Origin of the sequence: Marinobacter sp. R17 (assembly GCF_003789045.1) — a bacterium.
In the GTDB taxonomy this organism is placed as follows: Bacteria; Pseudomonadota; Gammaproteobacteria; order Pseudomonadales; family Oleiphilaceae; genus Marinobacter_A; species Marinobacter_A mangrovi.
In genome coordinates, this window is sequence record NZ_RHGZ01000021.1 from 25362 (window position 1) to 40498 (window position 15137).

At 61.5% G+C, this 15137-nt stretch carries 12 protein-coding genes; 6 read left to right on the top strand and 6 right to left on the bottom strand.

Going from position 1 to position 15137, the window contains the following annotated elements:
- Window positions 1–24: 24 nt before the first annotated feature.
- Together EB809_RS14700 and EB809_RS14705 are read right to left on the bottom strand one after the other, a co-directional pair.
- A complete protein-coding gene (locus EB809_RS14700) occupies window positions 25–468 on the bottom strand; it encodes a PaaI family thioesterase (RefSeq protein WP_123635587.1) in 444 nt (147 codons plus the stop codon).
- Window positions 468–1253: an SDR family NAD(P)-dependent oxidoreductase gene (locus EB809_RS14705; protein WP_123635588.1), complete on the bottom strand. Its 786-nt coding sequence runs from the start codon at window positions 1251–1253 to the stop codon at window positions 468–470. Before EB809_RS14705 ends, EB809_RS14700 begins: the two co-directional genes overlap by 1 nt.
- 184 nt (window positions 1254–1437) lie before the next feature.
- Between EB809_RS14705 and EB809_RS14710 the strand changes: the two genes are divergently transcribed.
- A complete protein-coding gene (locus EB809_RS14710) occupies window positions 1438–3030 on the top strand; it encodes a class I adenylate-forming enzyme family protein (RefSeq protein ID WP_123635589.1) in 1593 nt (530 codons plus the stop codon).
- Window positions 3031–3476: 446 nt separating this feature from the next.
- Here EB809_RS14710 and EB809_RS14715 read toward each other — a convergent pair whose 3' ends face one another.
- Window positions 3477–4217 (bottom strand): enoyl-CoA hydratase-related protein, encoded by a 741-nt coding sequence (locus tag EB809_RS14715; protein WP_123635590.1) that lies wholly within the window; start codon window positions 4215–4217, stop codon window positions 3477–3479.
- A gap of 110 nt (window positions 4218–4327) precedes the next feature.
- Between EB809_RS14715 and EB809_RS14720 the strand changes: the two genes are divergently transcribed.
- From EB809_RS14720 to EB809_RS14740, 5 genes are all read left to right on the top strand, one after another.
- Window positions 4328–5785, top strand: coding sequence for an amidase (locus tag EB809_RS14720; RefSeq protein ID WP_123635591.1), 1458 nt, complete (start codon window positions 4328–4330; stop codon window positions 5783–5785).
- A gap of 151 nt (window positions 5786–5936) precedes the next feature.
- Entirely contained in the window at window positions 5937–6980 is a 1044-nt protein-coding gene (dctP, locus tag EB809_RS14725) for a TRAP transporter substrate-binding protein DctP (RefSeq protein ID WP_123635592.1), read from the top strand.
- A gap of 80 nt (window positions 6981–7060) precedes the next feature.
- Window positions 7061–7609, top strand: a complete 549-nt coding sequence (locus tag EB809_RS14730) for a TRAP transporter small permease subunit (RefSeq protein ID WP_123635593.1) — start codon at window positions 7061–7063, stop codon at window positions 7607–7609.
- Window positions 7606–8916 carry a TRAP transporter large permease subunit gene (locus EB809_RS14735; RefSeq protein WP_123635594.1) on the top strand — a complete coding sequence of 437 codons (1311 nt, stop codon included), beginning with the start codon at window positions 7606–7608 and terminating at the stop codon, window positions 8914–8916. The genes EB809_RS14730 and EB809_RS14735 overlap by 4 nt, the downstream gene beginning before the upstream one ends.
- 216 nt (window positions 8917–9132) lie before the next feature.
- Entirely contained in the window at window positions 9133–10992 is a 1860-nt protein-coding gene (locus EB809_RS14740; RefSeq protein ID WP_123635595.1) for a methyl-accepting chemotaxis protein, read from the top strand.
- 39 nt (window positions 10993–11031) lie between these two features.
- Here the strand turns inward: EB809_RS14740 and EB809_RS14745 are convergent, their stop codons facing one another.
- The 3 genes from EB809_RS14745 to EB809_RS14755 all read right to left on the bottom strand — a co-directional run bounded on the left by EB809_RS14745 (window position 11032) and on the right by EB809_RS14755 (window position 15135).
- Window positions 11032–12024 (bottom strand): DctP family TRAP transporter solute-binding subunit, encoded by a 993-nt coding sequence (locus tag EB809_RS14745; protein WP_123635596.1) that lies wholly within the window; start codon window positions 12022–12024, stop codon window positions 11032–11034.
- 338 nt (window positions 12025–12362) lie between these two features.
- Entirely contained in the window at window positions 12363–13553 is a 1191-nt protein-coding gene (msrB, locus tag EB809_RS14750; protein ID WP_123635597.1) for a peptide-methionine (R)-S-oxide reductase MsrB, read from the bottom strand.
- A 76-nt stretch (window positions 13554–13629) separates the two neighbouring features.
- Window positions 13630–15135 (bottom strand): sensor histidine kinase, encoded by a 1506-nt coding sequence (locus EB809_RS14755; protein ID WP_123635598.1) that lies wholly within the window; start codon window positions 15133–15135, stop codon window positions 13630–13632.
- Between the last annotated feature and the right edge of the window lie 2 nt (window positions 15136–15137).

Genomic DNA, 15137 nt, shown 5'->3' on the forward strand with positions numbered 1-15137 from the left:
GGCAATTCAGGGGTGGTGACGCCGTCAGATGGGCACGCCTTCCGGTGATTCACTGCCGGAACGGATACGGAACGTGCCTTCGCCGATGGCCAGCAGGTTGCCCCGGTCATCGCGGACTTCGCCGGTACTGTTGAAAATGCGGCTGCCGCCGGCACGTTTGGTGCCGGTGACGGTGATGGTGCCGCCGCTGCACTGACCGGTGAACGACGTGGTCAGGGACAGGGTAATGGCCTTGCGCATGCGGCCCGGGTACGGGCAATAGGTACCGGCCTGGGCCAGGGCGATATCCAGCAGCGAGGTCAGCACCCCGCCGTGGATGACGCCGGCCAGATTCAGGTGATGCGGCTGCAGCTTTACAGTGATCACCGCTTCGCTTTCTTCCCAGGAGGCCTGCTCATAGCCGAGCACCTTGTGGAAACCCGGCAGATCCTTGCTATCCAGATATTCAGGGGTAGTGACGTCAGACATCAGACTTTCATTCCCGGCAGATTCAGGGAGGCGGTATTGCCTCCGTCCACGGGCAGCGCCTGCCCGGTGATGTAGCTGGCATCGTCGCTGGCCAGGAACAGGATGGCGGCGGCGATTTCCTCGGGGTTGCCGTAGCGTCGCAGTTCACAGCGCGCGCCCAGCTTGTGGGCTTTCTCGTTGGCGCGGGCGTAATCGAAGATGGGCTGGGTCATGCCGGTTTCGATCAGGCCCGGGCACACCGCATTGACGCGGACGTTGTCGCCACCGAGGTCGCAGGCAGCAGTCTGGGTCAGGTTGATCACGCCGGCTTTGGACGCGCTATAGGCATTGCCGCCCGCTCCGGAGCGGATCCCCGCTACGGATGCCGTATTGACGATGCTGCCCAGACGGCGGGACTGCATGTGCGGTGCCACATGCTTGATGAAGAGCATCGGCCCGATCAGATTCACCCCCAGGATGCGCTCCCACTCGTCGCGATTCTGGTCGGTGATCGGCGGGTGCGAACCCGCCACGCCAGCGTTGTTGCAGAGGACGTCGATCTGCCCCCAGCGCTTGATGGTGTCTTTGACCAGCGCCTCGACAGCCGCCTCGTCGGACACATCCATGACTTTGCGCAGGTACTCGGTACCTTCCGGCAGAGCGCTGGTGGTTTCCATCAATCCGGCTTCGGCCTGATCCACCAAAACCAGGTAAGCCCCTTCCCGCGCCAGTCGCAGGGCCGTGGCTCGTCCGATACCGCTACCCGCGCCGGTGACCATCGCCACCCGTCTCTTGAAACGCATCATGCGGATGCTCCTTTTGTTGTTCTTGGTCACCCTTATAAAGGGCCTCCCAGCCGTGCCAGATCACGAATCCGGGAACCGAAAATAGGAATTCGGGTTTTAATTTGTCACGCCTGACACTTTTGAGTCAATATATTCGGAAGTTAATTTCACTAGTTAAAACACAACAATCATCATGAGTGTCAAAATGAACGACTATGTGAAAAGCATGCCCCAACACGCCCCGCTGGTTGCCGATGAAACCCTCCTGGCCATCGGGGAACAGATCCAGACCTTCGCCCGCACCCAACCCGACAAAATCGCCCTGATCGACGAGAAAGGCGACACCGACTGGGCTGGCCTGGTGTCCCGCGTGAACCGCATCGCCAACCGGCTGCGCGCGGCCGGCTTGAAAACCGGCGACACGGTCGCGGGCCTGTCGGAGAACAGTGCCGACTACATGATGCTGTATTTGGGTGTGCTGACCGCAGGTGGCTGCATGGTGCCGCTGTCGGGCATGGCGAGCGGCGAAACGCTGGCACTGATGGTGAACGACTGCGACGCCCGCTTCCTGTTCGTTTCGCAGAAGAACGCGTCTTTATATGACGAGATTCGCGATCAGCTCGCAAACGTCACGGCCGACCTGCGGATTGGCATCGACTACGCACCGTCGGACAGTGCAGTAACGCTCGACAGCTGGCTGGGCGACATTGACGACACCGCCAACCCGGCACCGCTGTCGCTGGATGATCCGTTCAACATCATCTACAGCTCCGGCACCACCGGCACCCCCAAAGGCATTCTGCACGATCACCGGTTCCGCTACCGTCAGATGCGGCGTATGGGCAGCTACGGGCTGAACAGCGAGACCATCAATCTGGTGTCCACTCCGCTGTATTCCAACACCACGCTGGTCTCCGCCCTGCCCACCCTGTTCCACGGGGGCACCCTGGTGCTGATGGGCAAATTCAACGCCCACCGGTTCCTGGAACTGGCGGAGCAGCACCGGGTGACCCACGCCATGCTGGTGCCGGTGCAGTATCAGCGAATCCTGGCGGAGCCGGACTTCGACCGCTTCGACTTATCCAGCTTCCAGCTGAAGCTGTCCACCAGCGCACCGTTACGGGCCGACGTCATCGGACAGGCCATGAAACGCTGGCCGGGCAATATCCGTGAAGTCTATGGGCTGACCGAGGGTGGCATCTCCACCAGCCTCGACTGCGGTGCATTCCCGGATAAGTGGGATTCCGTGGGCCAGCCCACCGAAGGTGCCGAAGTGCGGATCATCGACGAAGACGGTCATGAGCTACCACAAGGTGAAATCGGTGAAATCGTGGGCCGGGCCGGCGCGATGATGCGCGGCTACTACCATCGCCAGGAACAGACCGACGCCATGCTCTGGACCAGTCCGGAGGGTCTGAGTTTCTACCGCAGCGGCGACATGGGCCGGCTCGATGCCGACGGCTTCCTTTATATCCTCGACCGCCGCAAGGACATGATCATCTCCGGGGGCTTCAACATCTATGCGGTGGACCTGGAAAAGGTCCTTCTGGAACACCCCGCCGTGGCGGATGCCGCGGTTATCGGCATCCCCAGTGAGCACTGGGGCGAAACGCCACTGGGACTGGTGGTGCGCAAGGCGGGCGAGAGTCTGACGGAAAGCGAGCTTTTGGAATGGGCCAACGGCAAGCTGGGCAAAAGCCAAAGGCTCACCGGCATCGAGTTCCGCGACGAACTCCCACGCAGCACCATCGGAAAGGTGCTCAAGCGGGAGCTGCGGGCGCCGTACTGGGAGCAGTGATCCCCCACACACCTGTAGCAGATGCTTCAGCTTCTGAGCCGCCCAACGGGCGGCCTTTATCCCCCAGACTTAACGTCAACAAAAGGGCCCTGACGGGCCCTCCGAAGCTAAAGCGTCGGCTACAGGCTCATCGCTGACCTCATCCCTATGCAAAGCATAGGCATCCCAAAAATCGGATGAAGGTATGGCAAGAAAGCCTGATCGAAACCAATGGGTACCATCGCTGGAGCAGAGGACAGGATGTCCTCGTCGCATAAGCGGCCATGGACGGCCCTCTTAGGCGACGGAAGCGATGGTACCCATTGGTTTCAGACTCCCGATGTGTTTTGAATGCATTCTGCGATGGCATCCATTGGTTTCGATCAGGCATAAGTGGAGAAGGCCAGGACCCTGACGGGCCCTCCGAAGCTAAAGCGTCGGCTACATTTCAAAAAACATCGGAGGGGTTATCGCTTCCCCATCCGGTCCAGCACGGCCCGGCATTCATCCGACCGCAACCGCTCGGCAAACACATCGCGCTCCCGTTCCAGGGCCGCAAACGCCTGGTCTTCCCAGGGGGCGCGCATCAACCGTTTGCTGGCCCGCAATGCGTCACGGGGCTGATCCACCAACTTGCGGGCCTTGGCCAGAGCCACGGTTTCCGCCTCACCATCGGGCACGCAGCTGGTGGCCAGTCCGGCTTCGACAGCGGCTTTGCCATCCAGGGTTTCGCCGAAAACGAGCAGGTCCGTGGCCTGTCGCAACCCCATCCGCAGCGGCCCCATCACCGTCGACGCCGCTTCCGGAGACAGCCCCAGATCCACGAACGGCGTGCGGAAGCGGGCCGAGGCGGCGGCAATCACCGTGTCACAGTGGAACAGCAGGGTGGTACCGATGCCGATGGCAATACCCTCAACAGCGGCAATCACCGGCGTATCGCACCGCATCAGTCGCTCGATGAAGGCCAGGCCGGCAGAGGGTTTGGGGTCCGGATCGACGGCCCGGGCGCGAAAGTCGTCCAGGTCGTTACCGGCGGTGAACAGGCCGTCGCAGCCTGTGAGTACAATGGCATGCACACCCGCATCCGCAGCCGCGGCATCCACGGCCTCGGACAGTGAATCGTACATGGCGCGGGTCAGGGCGTTCTTTTTTTCCGGACGGCGGATGGTCAGCCGGACGATGCCGGGTTCGCGGGTCACCTCGATCATGCCGATTCTCCTCATTGTTGGGGCATGGCGTATTCATTTTGCGAAATACTGTTTCACAAAAATGCCATTTATTCTATGTTTGTGAGCGACAACAACAAGGAGCCAACCCCATGCCCCCATTCCATGAGATGAGCAGTTTCGCCCTGGCGGACGGCATTCGCAGCCGCACATTTACCGCGGTCGCCGTTCTCGATCACTTCCTGGATCGCATCGAGCGCTTCAACCCGGATCTCAACGCCATCGTGGTGCTGCGCGCCGACGACGCACGCCGGCAGGCGGAAGCCGCCGATGCCGCGGCGGAGCGGGGCGAGGACTGGGGGTCGCTGCACGGCGTGCCCATGACCATCAAGGAAACCTTCGAAATCGAAGGCTGGCCCACCACCGCGGGCTTCGAGAAGCTGCGTGACCACGTCTCAACCCGCACCGCGCCGGCCGTGCAGCGGCTCCAGGCCGCCGGCGCCATTATCCTGGGCAAGACCAACGTGCCGGAACTGGCCGGCGACCTGCAGAGCTTCAACAGCATCTATGGCACCAGCAACAATCCGTGGGACACCTCGCGTACACCCGGGGGCTCCTCCGGCGGCGCCGCGGCGGCCCTGGCCGCCGGCCTGACCCCGCTGGAGCTGGGCAGTGACATTGGCGGCTCGATCCGCACGCCCTCGGCGTTCTGTGGCATCTACGGCCTGAAAACCACCTACGGCATTGTGCCCACCCGCGGCCACGTCCCGGGCACGCCGGGCAGCCGGGGCAAGCGCGATATTGCGGTCGCCGGCCCCATGGGGCGCCATCTGGAAGATCTGGACCAGGCACTGGCATTACTGGCCGGGCCGGACGAGGCGGACGCGCCGGCCTGGCGGATCGAGCTGCCCGAACCGACGACGGACACGCTGGGCGATCTGCGCGTGGCCGCCTGGCTGGATGATGTGTTTTGCCCGATCGATCAAGCGGTGCGGGACGGCCTGCAGAGCTGCGTGGACGTGCTGCGCGCCGAAGGGGCGCGGGTCGATGAAGAGGCTCGGCCGGATCAACTGACGCTGAAAGCCAACCACGACCTCTATTACAACCTGCTCGCGGCGGCCATGGGCGCCGGCCTGACGCCGAAAATCCGGGAGAAGCTGCAGCCACTCACCGAAGATCCCGATGCCGACGACTACCGCAGCCGCTTTGCCCGCGGCGCCCTGCAGTCCCATGCCGACTGGATGGCCGGCGACGAACAGCGGGCCCAGCTGCAACACCGCTGGGGGCAGTTCTTCGAGCGTTTTGACGTGGTGTTGTGTCCGGTCGTCAACACGCTGGCCTTCCCACACGATCAGGAAACCGCCGCCACCGAGCGCACCCTGACCATCAACGGCCAGCCCCAGCCCTACATGGACGTGACCGTGTGGGCCGGCATTGCGGCGATTTCCGGGCTGCCCGCCCTGAGCCTGCCTGTGGGCTATTCTGACGAGGGACTGCCGCTGGCCGTGCAGCTGATCGGTCCGGCCTACAGCGATCGCAACCTGCTGCGGATCGGGCAGCTCCTGGCCCGGCACCTGCACCCGGACGGCCTCCCCTTCCCCCGGCTGTAAGTTGATCGCTCGGGACGCGGGAAGATTCCACCCGCGTCCTATTGCAAAACGTGATGCGTGTGATAAATTCGGAAAACAAAGATTCATTCTGCAGTCACAAGTACCGCAGAGCGAAACATAACGAATGACACAACAACAAAGAGGTCACGTCATGCCATCGCTAACCCTGTTCCGCAAGCAACTGACGGTGTTCGCGTCAGCGGCCACCCTGAGCCTGGGCGTGTTGTTCAGTGGCAGCGCTGCTGCCGCCGACACCATCACCTGGAAGGTACAGTCTCACTGGCCGGGTTCCAGCAGTTCCTACACCGACAGCCTGGAGCGCATCAAGCGTGTCATCGAAGAGCGCAGCGACGGCCGCCTGGAGCTCAAGCTTTACGAAGCCGGCGCGCTGTTCAAAGCCAAGCAGACTTTCGACGCGGTCAGCCGCGGCATCCTGGAAATGGGCACCATTTCCCCGTCCTACGCCCAGGACAAGATGACCCTGGCTGGCATCGCCTCCGGTCTGCCGTTTGCCTTCCGCCACGTGTGGGAAGCGGCCTACTTCCACAAGGGCCTCGGCTTCGAGCAGATGCTGCGTGACGAAGCCGCTCAATACGGCGTTTACTGGGCCACCGACAAAGTCTACCCGACCGAGATGGTGGTCAAGAAGCCGATCAAGAGCTGGGATGATTTCACGTCCCTGAAACTGCGCTCCTCCGGTGCCCTGCAGAAATTCCTGACCGAAGCCGGTGCCGCCGCGTCCTATATTCCGGGCAGCGAACTCTACCCGGCCCTGGACAGTGGCGTGGTCGACGGTGCTCACTGGGGCGCGGCCCAGGGTGCGTACTCCATGGGTCTGTATGAAGTGGCCAAATACCACGTGAAGCCGGCCCTGAACATCGCCGGCACCGACGTCATCATCGTCAGCCAGAAGGCTCTGGACAAGCTGCCTGAGGACCTGCAGGACGTTGTGAAGCAGGCGCTGGAAGAAGAATTCTGGTTCCGCACCAACGAGTACCAGTACAAAGAACAGCTGGCCCTGGCCAAGGCCGAGAAAGAAGAAGGTGTCCAGGTCAACACCCTGCCGGACGACGTCCAGAAGCGCCTGACCCAGGTCGCCCAGAAAATGTGGGACGAGGAAGGCGAGCGTAGCGAGCGCTCCAAGAAAGCACTGGCTATGCTGAAAGACTACCTGCGTCAGCTGGGTTACCTGTAACACCCGTCAACACAGACCGGCGGGCCCCGCTCGCCGGTTTTTCCCGTTCCTGAAGACCCGATATTCCCCCGGAGGACACCATGCGTGCGCTGACCGCATTCATGAATGGGGTCACCCGACTCAATGATTTCATTGGGCGCTGGGTTTCCCTGCTCGTCTTTGCCATGTTTGCCTTCCTGCTCCTTGAGGTCGGCTTCCGCTACCTGCTCGGCTCACCCACCGTCTGGACCAACGAACTGACCCAGATGCTGTTTGGTGTCTACGCCGTTATGTCCGGCGGCTACATCATGGCCCACCGGGGGCACGTGAATGTCGATCTCCTCTATTCCCATCTGGGCCCGCGGGTCCAGGCCGGGCTCGACATCTTCACGTCCACCATGTTTTTCGCGTTTACGCTGGCGCTGTTCTACTTCGGTTACGACATGGCCAGTGAATCCGTGGCCAGTTTCGAAACCACCTATTCCGCCTGGAACCCGCCGATCTGGCCGGTGAAGGTGGCGATTCCCCTGGGCACTGGCCTGCTGATCCTGCAGGGCGTGGTCAAGCTGCTGCAGGACATCGCCATTGCCCTGGACCTGGATTACTACAAACCTTCCGAGACCGATGACGAGCAGGGAGACGTGTTGTGAGCATTGAAGTCCTGACCCTGCTGTTTTTCGGCGCGCTGCTGTTCTTCCTGGTCCTCGGCCTGCCGCTGACCTTTGTCCTGGGCGGCGTGTCCGTCGTCTTCCTCTATTTCACCTGGGGTTTCGACTCCTTCTTTATGGTGGCTTCGCAGATCTGGAGCACCATGGAAAGCTTTACGCTGGTGGCGATTCCGCTGTTCGTCTTCATGGCGATGATCCTGGAACGCACCGGCGTCGCCAATGACCTCTACCGCATGATGCACCTGTGGTGGGGCGGCGTTCGCGGTGGCCTGGCCATCGGTACGCTGGGGATCTGTGCGCTGTTTGCCGCCATGTGTGGCATCAGTGGCGCGGCCGTGGTGGCCATGGGCACCATCGCGCTGCCATCAATGCTGGAACGGGGCTACGACAAGAACATGGCGCTGGGCTGCATCAATACCGGCGGCGGTTGGGGCATCCTGATTCCACCCAGCATTCTGATGATCCTGTATTCGCTGATTACCGGCGTGTCCGTGGGCAAGATGTTTGCGGCGGGTATCCTGCCGGGCGTCCTGCTGATGGTGCTGACCACGGCCTACATCATCATCCGCTGCTACCTGCAGCCGCACCTGGCGCCGGCCCTGCCGCCGGAAGAGCGGGCCAGTTGGGGCGAGAAGTTCCGCGCCCTGCGGGCGGTCATCCTGCCGATCGCCATTGTGGTGATGGTGCTCGGCTCCATCATCGGCGGGATCACCACGCCGACGGAGGCCGCCGCTGTGGGCGTGCTGGGCGCGCTGATCTCCGCTGTGGTCTACCGCAAGTTCACCTGGTCACTCATGCACGAGGCGGCGATTCGCACCTTCAAGCTGACCGGCATGATCATGTGGATCCTGTTCGCGGCCCACGCGTTCAGTGCCGCCTACCAGAGCATGGGCGCGCAGGAGCTGATCGAAGGCCTGATGGAAATGATCCCGGGCGGTCCCTGGGGCGTCATCCTGTCGATGATGCTGATTGTCTTCCTGCTGGCCATGGTGCTGGATCCGGTGGGCATCATGCTGATCACGTTGCCGGTGTTTATGCCCATCGTGGAAGGTCTGGGCTTCGATCCGATCTGGTTCGGCATCCTGTTCGTGATCAATATGGAAATCGGCTACATGACACCGCCGTTCGGCTTCAACCTGTTCTATCTGAAAGGCGTGGTGCCGCCAAGCATCACCATGCAGGACATCTACAAGTCGATTATTCCGTTCGTGCTGGTTCAGGTGTTGGGCATGGGGGTCATCATGGTGTTCCCGGATATCGCCACCTACCTGCCGGACCTGTTCTTCTGAGCCGCGACCGTTGAGCCGCTGTTGCCACCGGCAGCGGCGGCTCAACGCCGGATTTGCGGTAGCATTCTGTTACGCATGACTCATTGATTCTGTTCAATTTTCAAACTTAAATAGTGATACTCCGATCACACTATGAACCAAACGACTGATAACCAAAAACGCTAGCGCTTCAGAGCAGCCCCACGCTCGATGACGCCCCGTTCCAGGAAGTTCATCATGCGACTGCCCCAAATTTTCACGTCCCTTTCCATTGGACGCAAACTCGGTATCGGCTTTGCGGTCCTGATCATTCTCTCGGTTATTACCGGCTCAATCGGCCTCACCGCCCTGGACAACTACGCCGATCGCGGTGATGTGGTGGGCCTGGTCGGCGCCATGGAAACCAACCTGTTGCAGGCCCGTCTGGCGGAGAAATCCTTCCTGATGGAAGCCGCCGACGACGACCTGGCCAAAGCCCGAAAGCAAAGCGCCGCGGCCGGCCAGATGGCCGAATCCCTGAGTCATCAGGTGAGCAACAGCACAGACCAGGCCCGACTCGCCACGGTCATTGACGGCTCTGCCCACTACGGCGATCTATTGGCCGAGGTTGCGACTACCCAGACGTCACGCGACGAGACCGTCAAGAAGCTTGAAGTCGACGCCCGCAAAACCGAGAGCCGCCTGAGTACCGAAGATCAGCTCTACGTCGCCAGTGCCGCCCTCAAGCAGATGCGCCGCAGTGAGCGCAATTTCCTGATCGAGGGCGACGACAAGGCCATCAAGGCATTTGACGATGCGAACAGCCGGGCCCTGAAATCCGTCAAATCCTCCTTTGTCGACAAATCCGTCAAAGAGGAAGTCAGCGGCCTGTTCCAGGCTTACAGCGACAGTTTCCACAGAGCCGTTGATCAGGTCCGCAAAACCCACACGCTCGAGCAGGACATGATCGATACGGCGCGTTCAATCCTGCAGGCGACCAACGACATGAAGCAGGACCAGCTGGCGAAGATGAAGAGCGATCACCAGTCGGCGATCGTCATGATTGCGGTGACCATGGTGATCGTGATCCTGATGGGCATCGGGCTGGCCTGGGTGCTCGGTCGCTCCATCGTGCGTCCGATTCGCGAAGCGGTGGATGTGGCGTCCAAGGTGGCGTCCGGCGACCTGCGCCAGCAGGTCAGCAGCAACCGCAAGGACGAGCTGGGTCAACTGCTCAGCGCCCTGGGCGGCATGGTTACGAACCTGCGCGCGTTGGTGCAGGGCATTGACCAGGGCTCCAACGACATCGCCGCTTCAACAGGCGAATTGTCCACGGTCACCGAACAGACCAGCCTGGGCATGACCCAGCAGCGCGATCAGACCGACCAGGTGGCCACCGCCATGAATGAAATGGTGGCCACCGTCAGCGAAGTGGCGCGCAGCGCGGAGGAAGCCTTCTCCGCCGCGAACCAGGCTAGCCAGACCGCCACCGACGGGGAAACCGCGGTGGGCGAAACCCTGGCTTACGTCAGCGAACTGAACACACTGGTTGAGGACGTCATGCAGAAGCTCAATGGCCTGCAGGCGGACACCCAGAACATCGGTACCGTGCTCGACGTCATCAAGTCGGTGGCGGAACAGACCAATCTGCTGGCGCTGAACGCGGCGATCGAAGCAGCCCGTGCCGGCGAACAGGGGCGCGGTTTTGCGGTGGTCGCGGACGAAGTACGCTCCCTGGCCCAGCGCACGCAGAGCTCGGCGACGGAGATCGAGACGCTGATCACCAATCTGGTCAGCAGCGCGGAGAGTTCCGTGACGGCCATGGAATCCGGCACCCGCCTGGCCGGGCAGACCCTGGACAGCGCACGCACCACCGGCCAGACCATCGAAGCGATTGCCAGCGCGGTGGAACAGATCCGCCAACTCAACAGTCAGATTGCTACGGCGGCGGAAGAACAGTCGTCGGTGGCCGAGGACATCAACCACAACGTCACGAGCATCCGGGACATCAGCGACCAGTCCGCCACGGCGGCCACCCAGGTGGCGTCGTCCTCGACGGAGCTGGCGCAGTTGGGCGAGAACCTGCGCCGTCAGGTGGCGCAGTTCAGCGTACAATAGGCAGGATGGCGGCCGGCCCCACGGGCCGGCCAACGTTGATCAGTTGGTACGTGCAGCCGCCTGTTCCGCTGCCTGCAATGTTTTCTCTCCTACCGCAGACGCATACTCCTGCCACAACGGCTTCATCGCCGCCTGCCAGTCGGACAGCTCCTGGGGTGTCGGCTTCACCAGGGTGACGCCACGGGCGTTCTTCAGCGCTTCACGATCGTTCATGCTCTTGGCCTTGGCCACCGCATTGCCGTAGCCCAGCGCATTGCTCATGGCATAACTGAAGTGGCGACGCTCGTCGTCGGTCAGGCTCTGCCAGAAGGTCGCGTTGGTGATCACCATGTAATCCAGCACGCCGTGGTTGGATTCCATGATGTAGGGCTGGTACTCATAAAAACGCTTGGAGTAGATGTTGGACCAGGTGTTCTCCTGTCCCTGGATTCGGTCATCTGCCAGCGCCTGGTAGACATCCGCGAAGGCCATCGGCACCGGCACCGCATTGATGGTCTCAAACTGCTTCTTCAGCACGTCGGAATTCATGATTCGAAAGCGCAGGCCCGCCAGGTCGCCCGGCTCGCGGAACGGCTTGTTGGCGGACAGCTGCTTGAGCCCGTTGTGCAGGTAACCCAGACCGACAATGCCTTCCTGCGTCATGCTGGTCAGCAGGGATTGGCCGGTGGCGCTCTGCTGGAATTGCTCGACCGCGTCCATATTGGGGAACAGGAACGGAAGATCGAAGACTTTCAGTTTCTGGGTGTAGGCATCGAACTTGGAGACCGACGGCGCCGCAAACTGGATGCGACCGTCGGCGATCGCACTGACCGCCTCGTTGTCGTCCATCAGGGTGCCGTTGGGGTGGATCTCGATGCGAAAACGATCGCCCATCTTGCGCTCGACAATCTTCTTGAACATCTCCGCCATCTTGCCCTTGGGGGTATCCGGGCTCACGACGTGGGAAAAGACGAGCGTGCGGGGTTCAGCAGACAGCGCGAGAGGCAACGCCAGCAGAACCGCCAGCGCCATCCGGGGGAAAATCCGTGTCATCAATTTGCTCCTGAGTCTTGTTTCTTTTTATCGGGACTGCCAAAAGGCTTCTAACCGGTAGCAATTGTGAGACCAGTCACAGGAACAGCGGCCTTAACCGCCGCTGGCAACCGCTGCGTTACGTAATGGATTCATTCAGCAACAAACGGACACGTGCAACCGGCTGAAATGGGTGACTATTCACCCATTACCCAGTATTGATGGGCGAACATCCACCCATTCTTTGGAGCCATGGAAAAGTAGAGCGATCCGGAAAGCGAGCGAACAAGCGGTGCCTGGACGGGGGAAGCGAATGGGTGGAAACCCACCCATTCGCGAACGGATTGGTCAGGGAGCGACTACATCTTGCCGTGGGGCGGGCCCACCTTGTCGAGATACTCGCCGTAGCCGGCCGCCGCCATCTGATCCTTGGGAATGAATCGCAGGGCCGCCGAGTTCATGCAGTAACGCAGTCCGGTGGGTTGCGGGCCATCCTTGAAGACGTGCCCCAGATGGGAGTCCGCCACACGGCTGCGGATTTCAGTGCGGGTCATGAAGAAGGACTTGTCCTCTTTTTCCACCACCGCGTCGGGCTCGATCGGCTGGGTAAAACTGGGCCAGCCGGTACCGGATTTATACTTGTCCGCCGAGGAAAAAAGCGGCTCGCCGGAGACCACATCCACATAGATCCCTTCTTTCTTGTTATCCCAGTAGGCGTTATCGAACGCCGGTTCGGTGCCGTCCTCCTGGGTCACCTTGTACTGCATGGGCGTCAGCGTCGACTTCAACTTCTTGTCGCTCGGCTTGACGAAGCTGGCTTCCTTGAAGCCCAGGCTATCGGCCCCGGCTTTCGCCTGATCTTCACCGCCGGCCGCCATGTTATCCGGGCGGTACTTCGACCAGTCGACTTTCTGGTCCTCGCCCCAGACCCGGTCGATAAACTGGTAACGGCCAGAGTTGAAGGTATAGAACTTGTAGCGCACCGGATTCTTCTTGTAGTAGTCCTGGTGGTACTTTTCCGCCACGTAGAACGTGCTGAAAGGCGTGATTTCGATCACTACCGGTTTGTCATAGCGGTCGGACTCGTCCAACGCCTTGACCGCGGCTTCGGCCAGCCGTTTCTGCTCGGCATTGTGATAGAAGATCGCCGGGCGATACTGGTTGCCGCGGTCGACAAACTGGCCTTTGGCGTCGGTCGGATCCATAAATCGGAAGAAGCCCTGGAGCAGCCCCTCGTACGTGATCTTCTTTGGATCGTAGTAGACCTGGACCGATTCCGTGTGCCCGGTGGTGCCGGAAGAGACTTCCTCATAAGTGGGATTTTCCTTGTCCCCACCGGTATAGCCGGAGACGGCCTCGACCACGCCGGGAATCTTCTCGAAACCGGCTTCAACACACCAGAAGCAGCCACCCGCGAAGGTCGCCACTTTCAGTGACGGATCGTTCGGCGCGTATTCGCCATCCGCCTTTTCATCATCCGCCATGCTGACCTGCAGCCCGGCCAGACTGGCCAGCAGGATCAACAGGGCGGCCACAAATGTCCGTTTCATGCTACTCACCTCATGGGGTCTCAAGGGTTGAGACTCTACTTTCGCGCGAAAATTTCACGCGGTTTTCCCCCGGATGTTACGAATTCATAACGGCTTCGGTTTCCCGGACGGCGGATTCCAGAGGCAGCTGAATCGTAAACGCGGCGCCGCCTTCAGGTCGGTTGCGCACGTCGATGCGGCCGCCCTGCAGCACCATGATACGTTTGGCAATCGCCAGGCCCAGGCCGGCATGACCCGGTTCATCTCGATTCTCGCCGCGATACAGGGCGTCGAAGACGTGGGGCAGATCCGCTTCGCTGATGCCCGGCCCGGCATCGGACACGGTGACGGTCAGCCAGTCGTCGTCCGCCGCCAGATCGAGCGTGACCTCACGCCCGGACGGGCTGTATTCGAGGGCGTTGCGGATCAGGTTATCCAGCACCCGCTCGGTCATGCCCAGATCCCCCAACACCCGGGGCAACGTCATGGAGCCGGTGACCTGCAGGCGGATGTCCCGCTTGGCGGCCTCGTGGCCATGCTTCTGGGCCACGTCGTGGATCAGCTCAGCCGGCACGAAGGGTTCAAGCCGGGGCTGCTTCTCCCGGGCTTCCAGGGCGGCCAGCTCGAACAGTTCATCCACCAGATGGCTCAGACGACGCCCCTCTTCCAGAGCGATATCCAGGAAACGGGCCTGTTCATCGGGCGACAGGCTGTCGCGTTTCATGCGCAGGCTTTCCACATAACCTTGCATCGAGGCCAGCGGCGTGCGCAGGTCGTGGGACACCTGGGCGATCAGGCGCCGGCGCAAAGCGTCCTTTTCCTGGAGCTGTTCGATCTGGGAGGCAATGCGATCCGCCATGCGGTCGAAGGTCATGCCCAGGTAGTCGATCTCGTCGTGGCCCCGGCCGCGCTCGTCCGCCCAGCGCAGGCGATCCGGACGCAGGCCGTCGGCTTGTTCGAACTGCTCCACCAGTCGGGTCAGGCGGGTGAGCCGGCGGGTCAGCAGACGGAACACCCAGAGCCCGGCCAGCAGCCCGAACAGCAGACTGACCGCCATGGCCCAGGCGCTCATGCTGATGAAGTGGCCTTCCCGCGCCATCATTTCCACCGAGTCGTATTCCTCGCCGCGCAGGACCACGTAGAGGTACCCCTCCAGGTTGCTAGCTGAGGGCACCGGGGTCACGGAAAACACTTTCTGCCGGTCGTGGCTGCGGGGATCATCGCCCAGCACCGGATACGCTTTCCTGTCGTCGAGCAGCTTGTGGATCGGGCCCAGGGAGACGCGATTGCGCTTGATTTTGGCCGGGTCCGCGGAATAGGACAGGATCTTGCCCTGGGGATCGAGCAGGTAGATCTCGATGCTGGGGTTGATCGTCATATAGAGGGCGAACAGCTTTTTCAGAGCCGACTGATCGATGCGCCCTTCGTCCACCAGGTTGCGGTCGGATACCAGATCCCGGGCCAGGTCCCGGTTCAGTTCCTGGTTGACGGAGGCGTAGTACTCCCGCAGGGAAAAGGTGCTCACTACGGTGTACACCAGCCCCACGGCAATCAGCAGAACAATCAGACCCGCGGCGAGGCGGGTGTACAACGATTTCAGCATGG